Consider the following 12,781-nt stretch of genomic DNA (forward strand, 5'->3'; position numbering starts at 1 on the left):
GCGGCATGGGGCGTTTTGTCTGGATCATTGCGGCGGTTTTCTGGGCGACCGTCGCCCTGGGGCAGGATCTGCGGGTCGCCACCTATGATCCCGGCCTGACCCGCAAGGGGCCGGGCCTGCTGGTGCGCGACATCCGCGCCGGTGATCCTCAGGTCCGGGCGGCGGCCCAGGTGATCGCGGCGGCAAGGCCGGACGTGATCCTGTTGACGGGTCTTGACTGGGACGCCGACGGGCAGGCCCTGGCGGCCTTTGCCAAGGTGTTGGAGGATGCGGGTCATGCGATGCCATACCGCTTTGCCGCCCGCCCCAATGCCGGGATGCCGACCGGGCTGGATCTGGACGGCGACGGCCGGCTGGGCGGCGCGGACGACGCGCAGGGCTTTGGTCAGTTTACCGGGCAGAACGGCATGGCGGTGTTGTCGCGCCTGCCGCTGGGGCCGGTCGTCGATCACACAGCGGTCCTGTGGCGCGACCTGCCGGGCAACCTGATGCCGCCGCTTGACGAGGCGGTGGCAGGGGTGCAACGCCTGTCGTCCACGGCCCATTGGAACGTACCGGTCCTAACCCCGCAGGGACCGCTGCATCTGCTGGCGTGGTCGGCCACGCCCCCGGTCTTTGACGGACCCGAGGATCTGAACGGCCGCCGAAACCATGACGAAGCCGCGTTCTGGCTGCGCCGCCTGCCCGAGGCGCCCTTCGTCTTGCTGGGCAATCCCAATCTGGATCTGGCGGATGGGGATGGGCGCCCCCAGGCGATGACGGCCCTGCTGGACCAGGCGCAGGATCCGCAGCCGCGCGGCGCCTATCAGCCGGAACAGACCGGGGCCAACGCGTCCCATCGCGGCGATCCGGCACTGGATACCGCGGTCTATGACGCCGCCGGGCCGGGCAACCTGCGTGTCGATTACGTCTGGCCCGCCAAGGGGCTGCGCGTCACCGGCAGCGGCGTGATCTGGCCCGCGCCCGGCGATCCGCTGGCCCCGGCGGTCGAGGCCGCGTCAAACCACCGGCTGGTCTGGGTGGATATCGATCCGGCATCGCTGGCGGAACCTTTCCGCGCGAAACGCTGACGGCACAACGAAACGGGAAGAAATCCCGCCATGGGGCGCAGGATCCCCCCACCATGCGGCGCCCGCACGCATCATTCGCCGGCCCGGATCCGGTCTTGCCGCCGCGCGTCTTGGCGGCAGGCTTCGGGATCGGCGAACACCGCATCCCGCCTTTCTGGCGGGGCGGCTTCGTCCGTTCGCGTTCATGGCAGCCCCGCCGTCAGTAGCGGGGCGTCCTTTCCTCCTCGCGGCGGGCGGCGGACAGATTCAGCAGCACTTCGGCCCGACCGAATTCGCGCGCGGCGTCGCGGCGGGCCGCGTCAAAGCGGGGCAGCATCCGCGCGACCTCGGCCTCGGCCTGGCGCAGTTCGCGGGCGCTGCGCCCGGCCTGGGCGTTGGCAATGCGCGCCTCGGGCACCGACAGGGGCGCGGCGCTGCGATAGCTCTGGTCCAGGGCGGTGCGCATCGCCCCCGCGTGGTTTCGGGCCTGGGCCATGTGCAGGCTGAAGGCCGCGAACCGTTTCAGCTCGCGTTCGGCCTTGATCCGCGCGATGCGTTCCAGTTGGGCCAGCTTGTCGCTGTCCTTCACCATGGTTCCCTCACCATCCGGCCCTTGCCTTTTCGCGCATCTTTTCGGCGAACCGGATCGCGGCGGCAACGGCGGCGAACTGTTCGCGGCGGATTTCCTGCCCGACCTCGACCATGGCGTGGATCGCGCGGGCGCAGGGCGGATCCGGGAAGATCGGCACGCGGTGATCCCTGGCGCGCTCGCGGATGCGGGCGGCAACCTCGTCGGTGCCCTTGGCCAGGCAGACCGGCGCGCGACCGCTGCCGCGTTTCCATTCCAGGGCCACGGCGTAATGGGTGGGGTTGACGATCACCACATCGGCGCGGGCCACATCGGCCAGCATCTGATTGGTGGCGATGTCCACGGCGCGCTGGCGGCGGGCGGCCTTGAAATGCGGATCGCCTTCTGAGTCCTTGTATTCGTCCTCCATCTCCTTGCGGGACATGCGGTTCTTGCGGCGGTGGTCGAACCATTGCCAGCCCATGTCCAGACCCGCGAACAGGATCGAAACCGCCAGCGCCAGGGCCAGCACCCGTCCCAGCAACACCCCCAGATCGACGATCCAGCGGTCGCCCGCCAGCGGGCTTGCGGCCAGATGGCCCAGCAGGGCGCGGAACAGGAACCAGCCGCCCGCGCAGACCAGGGCCACCTTGCCCAGCGAGATGCCGAAATTCACCAGCCCCGACTTGCCGAATTTCTGGCCGGCCGTCTTCATCGGGTTGATCCGGTTCAGATCGAAGGCCAGCTTTTGCGGGGCGAACACCAGACCGCGCCCGGCGATCAGCGCCACCACGATCACCAGCGACGGGACCGCGGCCACCGCCAGCACCATCCAGCCGGCGTATTGGCCCAACGCCGCGGCAATCGCGCCGGTCGCGCCGGGCGCCCAGCCCTCGGACCCCAATGCCCGCGTGGCCATCGACAGCCAGGCCTTGACGGCAAATCCCGCGCCGACCGCAAAGGCCAGCCACGCGCCCAGATACATCGCCGCGACGTTCAATTCGGCCGACCGGGGGATGTCGCCCTTTTCGCGCGCTTTTCGCAGCTTCTGGTCGGACGCCTCGAAGGGCTTGTCGTCGTTCTCCTTGCTCATGGCGCCCTCGGCAGCATGTATCCCAGAATCGCGTCCGCCCAGATGGCGATCAGCAGTGGCGCCAGCAGCGCCAGGGCCGCCAAGGCCAGCATGATCGCGGCGGGCGAGCCGATGAAGATCACCGGAAGGGCGGGCATCACCCGGTTGATGACGCCCGACAGCGCCTGGAACATGAATCCCCCCAGCGTGAAGGGCGCGGCCAGCAGCATGGCGATCCAGAAGCTGCGGGCGGCCAGGCGGATCGCCTCGGTGGCCAGGCCGTCGGCGTCGGGCCAGCCGCCTGGCGGCCAGATCGCGAAGCTGTCGGCCATCAGCTGCACCAGCATCACCGGCAGGCCAAGCGCCATCAGCACAGCCAGTCCCGCCAGATGGACCATGTTTCCGATGGGATGGGGCGCGGCCTCGTTCTGGCCGCCGACCAGTTGCGACAGCGACGCCGTGGCCGCGATGGCCGAGGTGGCGATATCCAGCGACAGCGCCAGCAGCCGCAGCCCCATGCCCGCGGCCAGCCCGATCAGGGTTTCGGCCGCGGCCTGACCCAGCGTCGCCAGCGTATCGGCGGGCGCGAGGGCAGGCGGCAGCAGCCCCGCCAGCATGGGCGTGACGGCCATCGCGGCGGCGGCGCGGACGCGCACCGGGAGCACCCGTTCGCCCAGCCCCGGCAAGACCAGAATCAGGGCCTGCACCCGCAGGTAGACCAGCACCCAGGTCCAGCCAAAGCCCGGCAAGATCTGGCCAAGCTGGTCCCACATCATCCCACCTCGATGGTGCCGACCAGCCGCAGCTCGGCGCCGGGGTCGATTTCTTCCAGCCCCAGGACCGGCAGGGCGATGCCGTTCGACCCCAGGACTGCGCGCAGCATCCGCCGCCGATGATCGGGGGCCACGACCACGGTCTGCAAGGCAGGCTCGACCGACGCCATGGCGCGGCGCGCGGCGTCCAGCAGCTTGCGCGACAGGGCGGGCGTCATGGCGCCGCCGCCCGCGCGGCCCGTTTCCTGGTCGGCGCGGACGAACTCGGCCTCCCATGCGGGGTGCAGTTGCAGGGCGGAAATGCCGCCGGCGAGATCGGAATATTGCTGGGTGATCTGGCCGCGCAGACGCTTGCGGACCAGCTCATAGACGGTCTCGATCGACTCGATCCCCCGGAATTCGGCCATCGCGTCGACGATCAGCGGCAGGTTTCGGATCGAGACCTTTTCGTCCAGCAGCGCCCGCAGCACCGCCAGCAGCGTTTCGGGCGAAACCTTGTCGGGGATCATGCCGTCGAAATAGCGCCGGTTGCGTTCGGCGCGGCCAGGATCGGAAAGGGTCTTCAGCTCTTCGATCTGGCGCTGCATGGCGCCCAGCGTCAGCAGCGCGGACAGGTTGGCCTTCACGACCTCCATCAGGTGGGTGGACAGGACCTCCATCGGGGTGACGACGGTGGCGCCCTGGGTCGCGGCCTCGTCCTGGGTGCTGCGGTCGATCCAGCGGGCGGGGCTGAGATAGACGGGCTCTCGGACCGCATCGCCCGGCAAGCCTTGCAGAACGTGGTCGGGTCCAAGCGCCAGGATGCCGCCGGGGCGCAGGCTGCCGCGGCCGCGCACGACGCCATGGATGCGGATCTGATAATCGCCGGGATGCAGATCGTCGGTGTCGGTGATCCGCACGTCGGGCAGGATCAGCCCATAGGCGCGCGCGATGTGGATGCGCAGGTTGGTGATGCGGCTGCCCAGGCCGCGCGCCTGGTCCAGCGCGATCAGCACCAGGTCGGTGCCGATCTCGACGCTGATCTCGTCGGTGTCCAGAACGTCGCCGATCCGCGCGGCGGGGCGGGGGGCGTTTGATTCGGCCGGGACGGCGGGGTCGGCGTGGGCCGCGGCAAGGGCGCCGCGATGCAGCCGCCAGCCGCCGAACGCCATGGCGCCCGCGATGGCCAGAAACAGCAGGCGCGGCATCCCCGGCACAAACGACATCATCAGCATCGCCGCCGCCACGACCGAGGCGGGCTGCCAGCCGCGAATCAACTGGCTGGACAAAAGCCGGGTGGTGGTGTCGGTCGCGCCCCCGCGCGACAACAGCAGGGCCGCCGCCATCGAGGTGATGACCGCCGGGATCTGGCCCACCAGCCCGTCGCCGATCGTCAGGTGGGAATAGGTCGCCATCGCCTCGCCCACCGGCATCCCGTAAGACACGATGCCGATGCCGAGGCCGACCAGCAGGTTGACCAGCGTGATGATGATGCCGGCCACCGCATCGCCCTTGACGAATTTCGATGCCCCGTCCAGCGACCCGAAGAAGCTGATCTCCTGCTGGTCGCGCAGGCGGCGGTTCTTGGCCTCCTGGTGGTCGATGGCGCCGGCGTTCAGGTCGGCGTCGATGGCCAGCTGCTTACCGGGCAGCGAATCCAGCGCGAACCGCGCCGCGACCTCGGCCATGCGGCCCGAGCCTTTGGTGATGACGACGAAGTTCACGATGGAGATAACGGCAAAGACCGTCAGCCCCACCATCAGCGACCCGCCAGCGACGAAGCTGGCAAAACCGTCGATGATCTGGCCCGCCGCCTCGGTGCCGGTATGGCCCTGCGTCAGGATCAGCCGGGTCGAGGACACGTTGAGCGCCAGCCGGATCACCAGCGTCAGCAGCAGCAGGATCGGAAAGGCCTGGAAATCGGTGGGCCTGTCCACCAGCGAAGCCATGACCAGCACCAGGACCGCCGCCGCGATGGACAGCGCAAAGCCGAAATCCAGCACCGAAGGCGGCAGCGGAATGACCATCGACAGGACGATCAGGACCAACCCCCCGGTCACAAGGACCGACGCGTCCAGGGATTTCAGCCGGCTGGCACGGATGGCAGCGGTCATTTCGCACCGGCATCGGCTGGATCCGCGGCAGCGGCGGGGGCGGGGTCCAGGATGTCGGGCAGCGCCCAGGCATCGCTGGTCAGAAGCCCGGACCGGCGCAGGAAGATCAGGGCTTGCAGCCGCGCTTCGGGCGGCATCGCCATCAGCCTGACGCGGTAATCGGGCGGCAGGGACTTGCCCTCCAGCAGCCAGCCGGTCGCGTCGGCGGCCAGGGCGGCCGCCTCGGGCAGCAGCGGCAGGTCGGCGGCGGCCGTGGCGGACAGCCCCACCGCCAGGATCAGCGTGCCGACCATCATGCGGCCTTTTTCAGATCGCGCAGCGCCGCCTCGAGCGTGTTGAAACTGGGACGGACGTGATCGGGCACGGTCTGGCGGCCCACTTCGACGCACAGGTTGGTGGCGTGCTGGTGGAGGCCCGCGATCAGCACCGACTTGATGACATCGAAAAAGGCCAGATCCTGCCGGATGACGCCACCCAGCCGCCCGGCCAGGGGGGCCACGAAGCCATAGGCCAGGAACACGCCCAGGAACGTGCCGACCAGGGCGCCGCCGATCATCTTGCCCAGCACGGCAGGGGGTTGGTCGATCGAACTCATGGTCTTGATGACGCCCAGCACGGCGGCGACGATGCCCAAGGCGGGCAGGGCGTCGGCCATGGTTTGCAGCGCGTGCGGCACATGCATCGCCTCCTCGCGCAGGGTGGCAAGGCGGCGGGACAGCATTTCCTCGACCTGATAGGGGTCGTCGTAGTTCAGGCTGGCCGACCGCAGCGTGTCGGCGATCAGCGACACCACGTCATGATCGGCCAGCAGGCGCGGATAGGCGGTGAAGATCGCCGATTCCGCCGGATTTTCGATATGCTGTTCCAGCGCCACGGGATTTTCGCGCGCGATCTTCAAAAGCTGGAACATCAGGCACAGCACGTCCTGATGATCGGCTTCGGTCCATTTCGGTCCCTTGAAGGCCTTGATGATGCCGCCCAGCGTGCGTTTCAGCGTGTGGCTGTCGTTCGACAGCAGATAGGATCCGATCGCCGCGCCCGCGATCATCATCATCTCGAAGGGCAGCGAATACAGGATGACCCCCATCTTGCCCCCGGCAAGGACGTACCCGCCAAAGACCATTGCAAAGGTAAGGACGATGCCGACAATGCCGAACATGGGTTTCTCCTAGTCGTTCTGGACGCTGCGCGCGCCCATCTGGGCGGTCAGCAGCGCCGCCTGGCGCGGCTCGACCGAGGCGATGATGCGGGCGCCGGTCTCGGGCTGGACGCGCATCAGGATTTCGGCGGCGAAGTCGGGGGGCAGGTTGGTCAGCACGGCGGCGGCCTCGGCGGGTTTCATCTGGTCGTACACCGCGACCAGCCGGTCGATGTCCGCGCGCACCTCGGACGACGCGGTGTCGCGGCGGGTCTGGAGGCCGGATTTCTGCTGGCGCAGTTCGGCCGCCCGCGCCTTGAGCGCGGCCTCGGCGGCGGCAAGCTCGGCCTTTCGGACGTCCAGAGCCTCCAGGTAGCGTTCGATCCGCAGGGCGCGGTCGCGCAATTCGGTCGCCAGGGCCACGGCCTCGGGAACGTCCGTACAGCCCTCGAGAAGGTTGCCGGATTCGGCGCGGGCCGCGAAGAAACGTCCCAGATCCCCGCCCTGCCACACCGCCGCCGCAGCGGGCAGGGCAAAGGCCAGCGTCAGGGCCGACAGCATCGATCTACGCATCGGCGACCACCACGCGCTTGCGCAGGCGACGCACCGGCGCGACGGCGGCGGGCAGGTCGGCCGGGGATTGGGCCAGGGTGATCTTCTGGCGCAGATCCCACAGCGCGCGTTCCGTGCGGGCGGCGGCGATCTCGCGCGACAGGGCCTCTCCGGCCTCGGTGGCTTCGGCTCTCGCGCCCCGGATCGCGCGGTCCAGCCGATCCACCTCGGCCGCCATCACGGCGATGGCTCCGCCCAAGCCTGTTTCCAGGTCGTTGAGCCTGCGCAGCCTGCGCGACAGGATCATGCAAAAGGCGCCAAGGCCAAGCGACGCGGCCAGGAGCGTGGCCTGAAAGAGATATTCGGGGGTCATCTGAACCGGAACTCCGTAATCAGCAGATCCTTGACGGCATCGGCTCCCAAGACATAGCGGGACCGGGTCACAAGCTCTGCCCGAATGATTTCCAGCACGCCGCGCTTGTCATAGGCGGCGGGGTCGATTCCGGACAGAAAGCCAGTGAAGGCATCCAGGATGCGCGGCATCAGGTGCGTCACCTCGGCCTGATGGGCGCTGTCGGTCTCGATGCTGGCGGAAACGACAAGCTGGCGTCCAGACCCGCCGGGGATGTTCAGCTCGATGGGCGGAACGGTTACGAAGATCACCGCCGGGGCGGCGGACGCGTCCTCCTTGGGGGCCATCAGGGCGGCGGGCGACCACAGCCCCAGATAGGTCGAGGCGAAACCGCCCCCGGCCAGCACCAGGGCAGCGAGGATCGGGATCAGCTTCTTCTTGCCGGACGGCTTGGCGGGCGGGTCGAGCGCCGTGTCGGCAGTCGCATCGGTCATGGTGATTCTCCGTCGTGACAAGACGGAATTAGCACCTCGCGACTAACCAAATCTTAATGCGGCCCATGTCATCAACGGCGGACAAGGGAACCTGACGCTGATTCGAAAGGGCCGGTTTTGCAAAAATTGCAGGACTATTGGACAGAGCGAAGCTCTCAACAGAAAGCCGTCCTGATGGCGGCCTTCGTGACAACCTTCCTGGCGATCGCCGGATTTTCCTGGGTGGCCAACCGCCCGTCGATGGGTCTGCTCTATGGCGGCCTGGACAGCGCCCAGGCGGGCGAGGTCGTGGCCGGGATCGAACGCGCGGGCGTCGCCTATGAGGTGCGCGGCGATTCGATCTGGGTCGATTCGGCCAGCCGCGACAAGCTGCGCATGGATCTGGCCGCCCAGGGCCTGCCCGCCGCCGGAGGTGCCGGTTACGAGCTGCTGGACGGCATGTCGGGCTTTGGCACGACCTCGCAGATGTTCGACGCCGCCTATTGGCGCGCCAAGGAGGGGGAACTGGCCCGAACCATCTTGGCCCTGCCCAATGTCAAGACCGCGCGGGTCCACCTGGCCATCGAATCGGGCCGCGGCTATCGCCGCGACGGATCCAGCAGCGCATCCGTCACCATCGCCACCAACGGCCAGGCGATCGGCCGGGACCAGGCGGCGGCGCTGAAATACCTGATTTCATCAGGGGTGCCCGGCATGGCGCCCGAGGCGGTCACGGTCATCGACACCCGAACCGGGATCGTCGCCGCCGGAGAGGACAGCGCAGGCGCCGACCGGGCCGCCGAGATCAAGCGCAACGTGGAGCGGATCCTGGAACCCCATGTCGGCATCGGAAACGCCATTGTCGAACTGAACCTGGATGTCGTCACGGAATCCGAGATGATGACCGAACAGCGTTTCGATCCCGACAGCCGGGCGCTGATTTCCCAAGTGACCGAGGAAACGACGGATCAAAGCAATTCGACCGGATCGGGCGCCGTCACCGCGGCCTCGAACCTGCCCGACGGCGATCAGGCCCAGGGCGATCGCAGCGAGGCGAACCGCCAGGAAACCCGCCAGCAGGCGAATTACGAAGTGACGCGCGTGACGCGAGAGGTGTCGCGCCAGCCCGGTTCCACCCGGCGGCTGACGGTCGCGGTCCTGGTCAACGGCGTTCCCGAAAAAGGCGCCGAGGGAGAGACGCAGATGGTTCCGCGCGGGCAGGCCGAACTGGACGTGCTGCGCGAGCTGGTGGCATCCGCCGTCGGATACGACGAGGCGCGGGGCGACCAGATCACCGTCAAGTCGCTGCCCTTCGCGGGCTTGGGCGACGACGGCACCGCCGCGGTGCCCGGTTGGATGGACCGGCTGGAACTGAACGGGCTGGCCCGGATCGGGCTGATCGGGCTGTTCGCCCTGGCGCTGGTGCTGCTGATCCTGCGCCCGGTCCTGAAAGGCCGCGCACCTCGCCCGGCGCTGGACGACAGCCGTCCGCCGCTGGACGCGCCCGCCCTGACCGGCACCATCGTTTCCCCCGCCGAGATGCAGGCCGAACCCGTTGCCGTGCAGCCCGCCGCCCCGGCCGCCCCCGAACATCTGGCCTTGCCGCCTGCCGATCCGGTCGCCCGGCTGCGCAACATGATGCGGGAACGTCATGACGAAAGCGTCAAGATCCTCAGCGGATGGATCGACAACAAGGAGAATGCGCATTGAGCCTCGCGGTGTTCAAACTGGAATCCTTCGGCGCCGCCGTGGCCGCGCAGGGGGCGGAACTGACATTCACCCAGGATGCGTTGGACCAGGCCTATGCCGACGGGCTGGCCGACGGCGTCGCCCGGCAAGCCGACGACCAGGCCCGGACCCTGACCGCCGGGCTGGAACGCCTGGCCCGCGCCCTGGCCGACGACGAGGCGCGCCGGGACGCGTTGCGGCGCGAGGCGGCCGGCGCCCTGACGCCGATCCTGGTGCAGATCCTGGATTGCCTGGCCCCGGCCGCCCAGTCGCGCCGCCTGGAAGCCGCGCTGACCGAGGAACTGCTGCGCCTGTCGCGCTGCGCGACGCCGATGCGCGCCAGCATCGCCTGCGGACCATCGTTGCGCGCGGTGGTGGACCGGTGCCTGGCCCATTGCGGCCTGGTCGGGATCGACGTCGCCGAAACCGAATCGGAACGCATTTCCTTGTCGCTGGGCGGCGGGCGGATCGAACTGGATCCGGCTTGTGTGGCCGACGGAATCCGCGCGCTGATCGGCGAAATCACCGGGCCTGGATCGACCGGGCCGAAACCTGATGGGGACGACATGTCATGGACGCACTGACACACCTGATCGACACCGACGCCATCCAGGTCGAGGTGACGGTGCGGCTTGGCCGCACCCGCCAGACCGTGGCGCAACTGTCGGCGCTGCGGCCCGACGACATCCTGCTCTTGGACCAGGCCATCGACGAGGGGGTCGAGATCTGCGTGGGCGACAAGGTCATCGCGCGGGGCGAACTGACCACGGACGGCGCGGCCGAGGATCGGCTGTGCGTGCGCATCCTCCCCGTGCCCGGCGCGGCATGATCGGTCGCCTGACGCTGCTGGCGCTGCTGGTCCTGCCGGGCGCGGCCCTGGCCCAGGACGGTCTGGACCAGATTGCGGGCCAGATGGGCCAGGGCTTGGGCGCAGGCCTGGGCCAGAACGCGGTCCTGCTGGTGGCCGCGCTGACGGCCCTGTCGCTGGCACCCGGAATCGCCATCACGGTGACATGCTTTCCCTTCATCGTCACCGTGCTGTCGATCCTGCGCCAGTCGATCGGGCTGCAATCCTCGCCCCCGAACATGCTGATCGTCGCCCTGGCGATGTTCCTGACCTGGTTCATCATGGATCCGGTGCTGCGCGAGGCCTGGGCCGTGGCGGGCGCCCCCTTGCAGGACGGCACCATCACCCTGGGCGAGGCGATCCGCCGCGGCATCGTGCCCTTTCAGCAGTTCATGGCCGCGCGCACCGATCCCGATACCCTGGCGGGCCTGGCCGAGATCGCGCCCGGCTCGGGCGACCGCAGCGGCCAGCTGTCGGTGTTGATCCCGTCATTCATGCTGTCGGAAATCCAGCGGGCCTTCGAGATCGGCTTCCTGATCGCCCTGCCGTTCCTCATCATCGACCTGGTGGTGTCGGCCGTTCTGATGGCGATGGGCATGATGATGGTGCCGCCGGTCGTCGTGTCGCTGCCCTTCAAGCTGGCGTTTTTCGTCACGGTGGATGGCTGGTCGATGATCGCGGGGGCCTTGGTGCGCAGCTATCAGTGACACCGCCCGCTTGCGCGGCGGCGCCATTCCGGGGCAGATGCGCGCAGAACAAGCAGCGGAAGCCCTGGCAATGGCCTTGCGAACCGACGAACCCCCCGCCGGGACCGGCACGGGATGAGCATCGATCTGCACGATGTCGGCGTCACGCTGGCCGGGCGGCCGGTGCTGCGCGCAATATCCGCCGGGCTGACCGAAGCACGGGTGGGGATCGTCGGGCGCAATGGGTCCGGCAAGACTACGCTGGCGCGGGTGATCGCAGGGCTGGTCGCGCCCGACCTGGGCAGGGCGCGGATCGGCGGGATCGACCTGGCGACGGACCGCCGCGCGGCCTTGGCGACCGTCGGAATCATTTTCCAGAATCCCGATCATCAGATCATCTTTCCCACGGTCCTCGAGGAAATCGCCTTTGGCTTGACCCAGCAGGGGCTGAGGGCCGCCGAAGCCGAAACCGCCGCCCGCGCCATGCTGGGCTGCTTCGGCAAGACGCATTGGGCAGGGGCCGCGACCCACAGCCTGTCCCAGGGGCAGAAACAGTTGCTGTGCCTGATGGCGGTCCTGGCGATGCGTCCCCGCGTGGTGGTGATGGACGAGCCATTCTCGGGCCTCGATATCCCCACGCGGATGCAGTTGACGCGCCATCTGGACGGCATCGCGGCGCAGATCGTCACCGTGACGCATGATCCCGACCACCTGCACGGCTTTGACCGGGTTCTGTGGCTGGAGGGGGGCAGGCTGGTTGCCGACGGGCCGCCCGCCACGGTGCTGCCCGCCTTTGCCGCGCAGATGAGGGATTGGGGGGAATCGGATGATCTCGCTCACCTCGCCGGTTGAAACCTGGGCGCACCGCATTCCGGCGGGCGCCAAGCTGCTGGCCTTGTCGGGCCTGACCTTGGGGCTGTTTCTGACCAACCGGCCAGAGGTGCTGGCCGCAAGCCTGCTGGCCATCGCCGCTCTGTATCGGTCGGCCGGCACCATCTTTCTGCGGCAGGGCGCGGGGCATCTGCGGATGCTGTGGCCCTTTCTTCTGCTGATCGCCGTCTGGCATGGGCTGACCGGCCAGATCCAGGCGGGGCTGGCCATCGCCTTTCGCCTGCTGGCGGCGCTGGCGCTGGCGAATTTCGTGACCATGACCACGCGGCTGACCGACATGATCGCGGTTCTGACGATGTTGCTGGCTCCCCTGCGCCGGATCGGCCTGTCCACCCGCGCGGTCGAACTGGCCATCGCCATGGTCTTGCGCTTCACCCCGATGCTGGTGGAAAACGGCAACCGGCTGGCGATGTCCTGGCGCGCGCGGTCGCGCCGGCGGCCGAATTGGCGGATCGTCATGCCGATGGCCGCCTTGGCACTGGACGACGCCGATCATGTCGCCGAAGCTCTGCGCGCGCGGGGCGGCATTCTGCCCGACACCGACAACACAAGGGACTGA

16 protein-coding genes are annotated in these 12,781 nt (G+C 68.7%); 7 read left to right on the forward strand and 9 right to left on the reverse strand.

Annotation, left to right across the window (positions count from 1 at the left end; genetic code table 11):
• Positions 1 to 5 precede the first annotated feature (5 nt).
• Positions 6 to 1,070 (forward strand): endonuclease/exonuclease/phosphatase family protein, encoded by a 1,065-nt coding sequence (locus CHB77_RS11960; protein ID WP_089388455.1) that lies wholly within the window; start codon positions 6 to 8, stop codon positions 1,068 to 1,070.
• 199 nt (positions 1,071 to 1,269) lie between these two features.
• Here CHB77_RS11960 and CHB77_RS11965 read toward each other — a convergent pair whose 3' ends face one another.
• The 9 genes from CHB77_RS11965 to CHB77_RS12005 are packed head-to-tail and all read right to left on the reverse strand — an operon-like array spanning position 1,270 to position 8,091.
• Positions 1,270 to 1,641: a hypothetical protein gene (locus CHB77_RS11965; RefSeq protein ID WP_089388456.1), complete on the reverse strand. Its 372-nt coding sequence runs from the start codon at positions 1,639 to 1,641 to the stop codon at positions 1,270 to 1,272.
• A 7-nt stretch (positions 1,642 to 1,648) separates the two neighbouring features.
• Positions 1,649 to 2,710 carry a flagellar type III secretion system protein FlhB gene (gene flhB, locus CHB77_RS11970; RefSeq protein ID WP_089388457.1) on the reverse strand — a complete coding sequence of 354 codons (1,062 nt, stop codon included), beginning with the start codon at positions 2,708 to 2,710 and terminating at the stop codon, positions 1,649 to 1,651.
• The gene (locus CHB77_RS11975; protein ID WP_089388458.1) at positions 2,707 to 3,465 is read right to left on the reverse strand and encodes a flagellar biosynthetic protein FliR; all 759 of its coding nucleotides are present in this window, start codon (positions 3,463 to 3,465) and stop codon (positions 2,707 to 2,709) included. Before CHB77_RS11975 ends, flhB begins: the two co-directional genes overlap by 4 nt.
• Positions 3,462 to 5,555: a flagellar biosynthesis protein FlhA gene (locus tag CHB77_RS11980; RefSeq protein WP_089388459.1), complete on the reverse strand. Its 2,094-nt coding sequence runs from the start codon at positions 5,553 to 5,555 to the stop codon at positions 3,462 to 3,464. Before CHB77_RS11980 ends, CHB77_RS11975 begins: the two co-directional genes overlap by 4 nt.
• Positions 5,552 to 5,851 carry a hypothetical protein gene (locus CHB77_RS11985; RefSeq protein ID WP_131023358.1) on the reverse strand — a complete coding sequence of 100 codons (300 nt, stop codon included), beginning with the start codon at positions 5,849 to 5,851 and terminating at the stop codon, positions 5,552 to 5,554. Before CHB77_RS11985 ends, CHB77_RS11980 begins: the two co-directional genes overlap by 4 nt.
• A complete protein-coding gene (motA, locus tag CHB77_RS11990) occupies positions 5,848 to 6,714 on the reverse strand; it encodes a flagellar motor stator protein MotA (RefSeq protein WP_089388461.1) in 867 nt (288 codons plus the stop codon). Before motA ends, CHB77_RS11985 begins: the two co-directional genes overlap by 4 nt.
• A gap of 9 nt (positions 6,715 to 6,723) precedes the next feature.
• The gene (locus CHB77_RS11995) at positions 6,724 to 7,266 is read right to left on the reverse strand and encodes a MotE family protein (RefSeq protein ID WP_089388462.1); all 543 of its coding nucleotides are present in this window, start codon (positions 7,264 to 7,266) and stop codon (positions 6,724 to 6,726) included.
• Complete coding sequence (locus CHB77_RS12000) at positions 7,259 to 7,618, reverse strand: hypothetical protein (protein WP_089388463.1); 360 nt, start codon at positions 7,616 to 7,618, stop codon at positions 7,259 to 7,261. Before CHB77_RS12000 ends, CHB77_RS11995 begins: the two co-directional genes overlap by 8 nt.
• A complete protein-coding gene (locus tag CHB77_RS12005; RefSeq protein ID WP_089388464.1) occupies positions 7,615 to 8,091 on the reverse strand; it encodes a flagellar basal body-associated FliL family protein in 477 nt (158 codons plus the stop codon). Before CHB77_RS12005 ends, CHB77_RS12000 begins: the two co-directional genes overlap by 4 nt.
• 126 nt (positions 8,092 to 8,217) lie before the next feature.
• On the opposite strand from CHB77_RS12005, the gene fliF reads away from it, so the two are divergent.
• The 6 genes from fliF to CHB77_RS12035 all read left to right on the forward strand — a co-directional run bounded on the left by fliF (position 8,218) and on the right by CHB77_RS12035 (position 12,781).
• Positions 8,218 to 9,780: a flagellar basal-body MS-ring/collar protein FliF gene (gene fliF, locus CHB77_RS12010; protein ID WP_280522753.1), complete on the forward strand. Its 1,563-nt coding sequence runs from the start codon at positions 8,218 to 8,220 to the stop codon at positions 9,778 to 9,780.
• Positions 9,777 to 10,382, forward strand: coding sequence for a hypothetical protein (locus tag CHB77_RS12015; protein WP_089388466.1), 606 nt, complete (start codon positions 9,777 to 9,779; stop codon positions 10,380 to 10,382). Before fliF ends, CHB77_RS12015 begins: the two co-directional genes overlap by 4 nt.
• Positions 10,370 to 10,627: a FliM/FliN family flagellar motor C-terminal domain-containing protein gene (locus CHB77_RS12020; RefSeq protein WP_089388467.1), complete on the forward strand. Its 258-nt coding sequence runs from the start codon at positions 10,370 to 10,372 to the stop codon at positions 10,625 to 10,627. The genes CHB77_RS12015 and CHB77_RS12020 overlap by 13 nt, the downstream gene beginning before the upstream one ends.
• The gene (gene fliP, locus CHB77_RS12025) at positions 10,624 to 11,352 is read left to right on the forward strand and encodes a flagellar type III secretion system pore protein FliP (protein ID WP_089388468.1); all 729 of its coding nucleotides are present in this window, start codon (positions 10,624 to 10,626) and stop codon (positions 11,350 to 11,352) included. Before CHB77_RS12020 ends, fliP begins: the two co-directional genes overlap by 4 nt.
• Before the next feature lie 114 nt (positions 11,353 to 11,466).
• A complete protein-coding gene (locus CHB77_RS12030) occupies positions 11,467 to 12,183 on the forward strand; it encodes an energy-coupling factor ABC transporter ATP-binding protein (protein WP_089388469.1) in 717 nt (238 codons plus the stop codon).
• On the forward strand, positions 12,158 to 12,781 hold the full coding sequence (locus tag CHB77_RS12035) for a CbiQ family ECF transporter T component (RefSeq protein ID WP_089388470.1): 624 nt from the start codon (positions 12,158 to 12,160) through the stop codon (positions 12,779 to 12,781). The genes CHB77_RS12030 and CHB77_RS12035 overlap by 26 nt, the downstream gene beginning before the upstream one ends.

The sequence above is a fragment of the Paracoccus sediminis genome (assembly GCF_900188295.1).
In the GTDB taxonomy this organism is placed as follows: Bacteria; Pseudomonadota; Alphaproteobacteria; order Rhodobacterales; family Rhodobacteraceae; genus Paracoccus; species Paracoccus sediminis.

Coding starts and splice junctions, on each gene's coding strand:
- flhB (WP_089388457.1), bottom strand. CDS start 2,710: ATGAGCAAGGAGAACGACGACAAGCCCTTCGAGGCGTCCGACCAGAAG.
- CHB77_RS11980 (WP_089388459.1), bottom strand. CDS start 5,555: ATGACCGCTGCCATCCGTGCCAGCCGGCTGAAATCCCTGGACGCGTCG.
- CHB77_RS11995 (WP_089388462.1), bottom strand. CDS start 7,266: ATGCGTAGATCGATGCTGTCGGCCCTGACGCTGGCCTTTGCCCTGCCC.
- CHB77_RS11965 (WP_089388456.1), bottom strand. CDS start 1,641: ATGGTGAAGGACAGCGACAAGCTGGCCCAACTGGAACGCATCGCGCGG.
- CHB77_RS11960 (WP_089388455.1), top strand. CDS start 6: ATGGGGCGTTTTGTCTGGATCATTGCGGCGGTTTTCTGGGCGACCGTC.
- CHB77_RS12035 (WP_089388470.1), top strand. CDS start 12,158: ATGATCTCGCTCACCTCGCCGGTTGAAACCTGGGCGCACCGCATTCCG.
- CHB77_RS11985 (WP_131023358.1), bottom strand. CDS start 5,851: ATGATGGTCGGCACGCTGATCCTGGCGGTGGGGCTGTCCGCCACGGCC.
- CHB77_RS12000 (WP_089388463.1), bottom strand. CDS start 7,618: ATGACCCCCGAATATCTCTTTCAGGCCACGCTCCTGGCCGCGTCGCTT.
- fliP (WP_089388468.1), top strand. CDS start 10,624: ATGATCGGTCGCCTGACGCTGCTGGCGCTGCTGGTCCTGCCGGGCGCG.
- CHB77_RS12005 (WP_089388464.1), bottom strand. CDS start 8,091: ATGACCGATGCGACTGCCGACACGGCGCTCGACCCGCCCGCCAAGCCG.
- CHB77_RS12030 (WP_089388469.1), top strand. CDS start 11,467: ATGAGCATCGATCTGCACGATGTCGGCGTCACGCTGGCCGGGCGGCCG.
- CHB77_RS12020 (WP_089388467.1), top strand. CDS start 10,370: ATGGACGCACTGACACACCTGATCGACACCGACGCCATCCAGGTCGAG.
- motA (WP_089388461.1), bottom strand. CDS start 6,714: ATGTTCGGCATTGTCGGCATCGTCCTTACCTTTGCAATGGTCTTTGGC.
- CHB77_RS11975 (WP_089388458.1), bottom strand. CDS start 3,465: ATGATGTGGGACCAGCTTGGCCAGATCTTGCCGGGCTTTGGCTGGACC.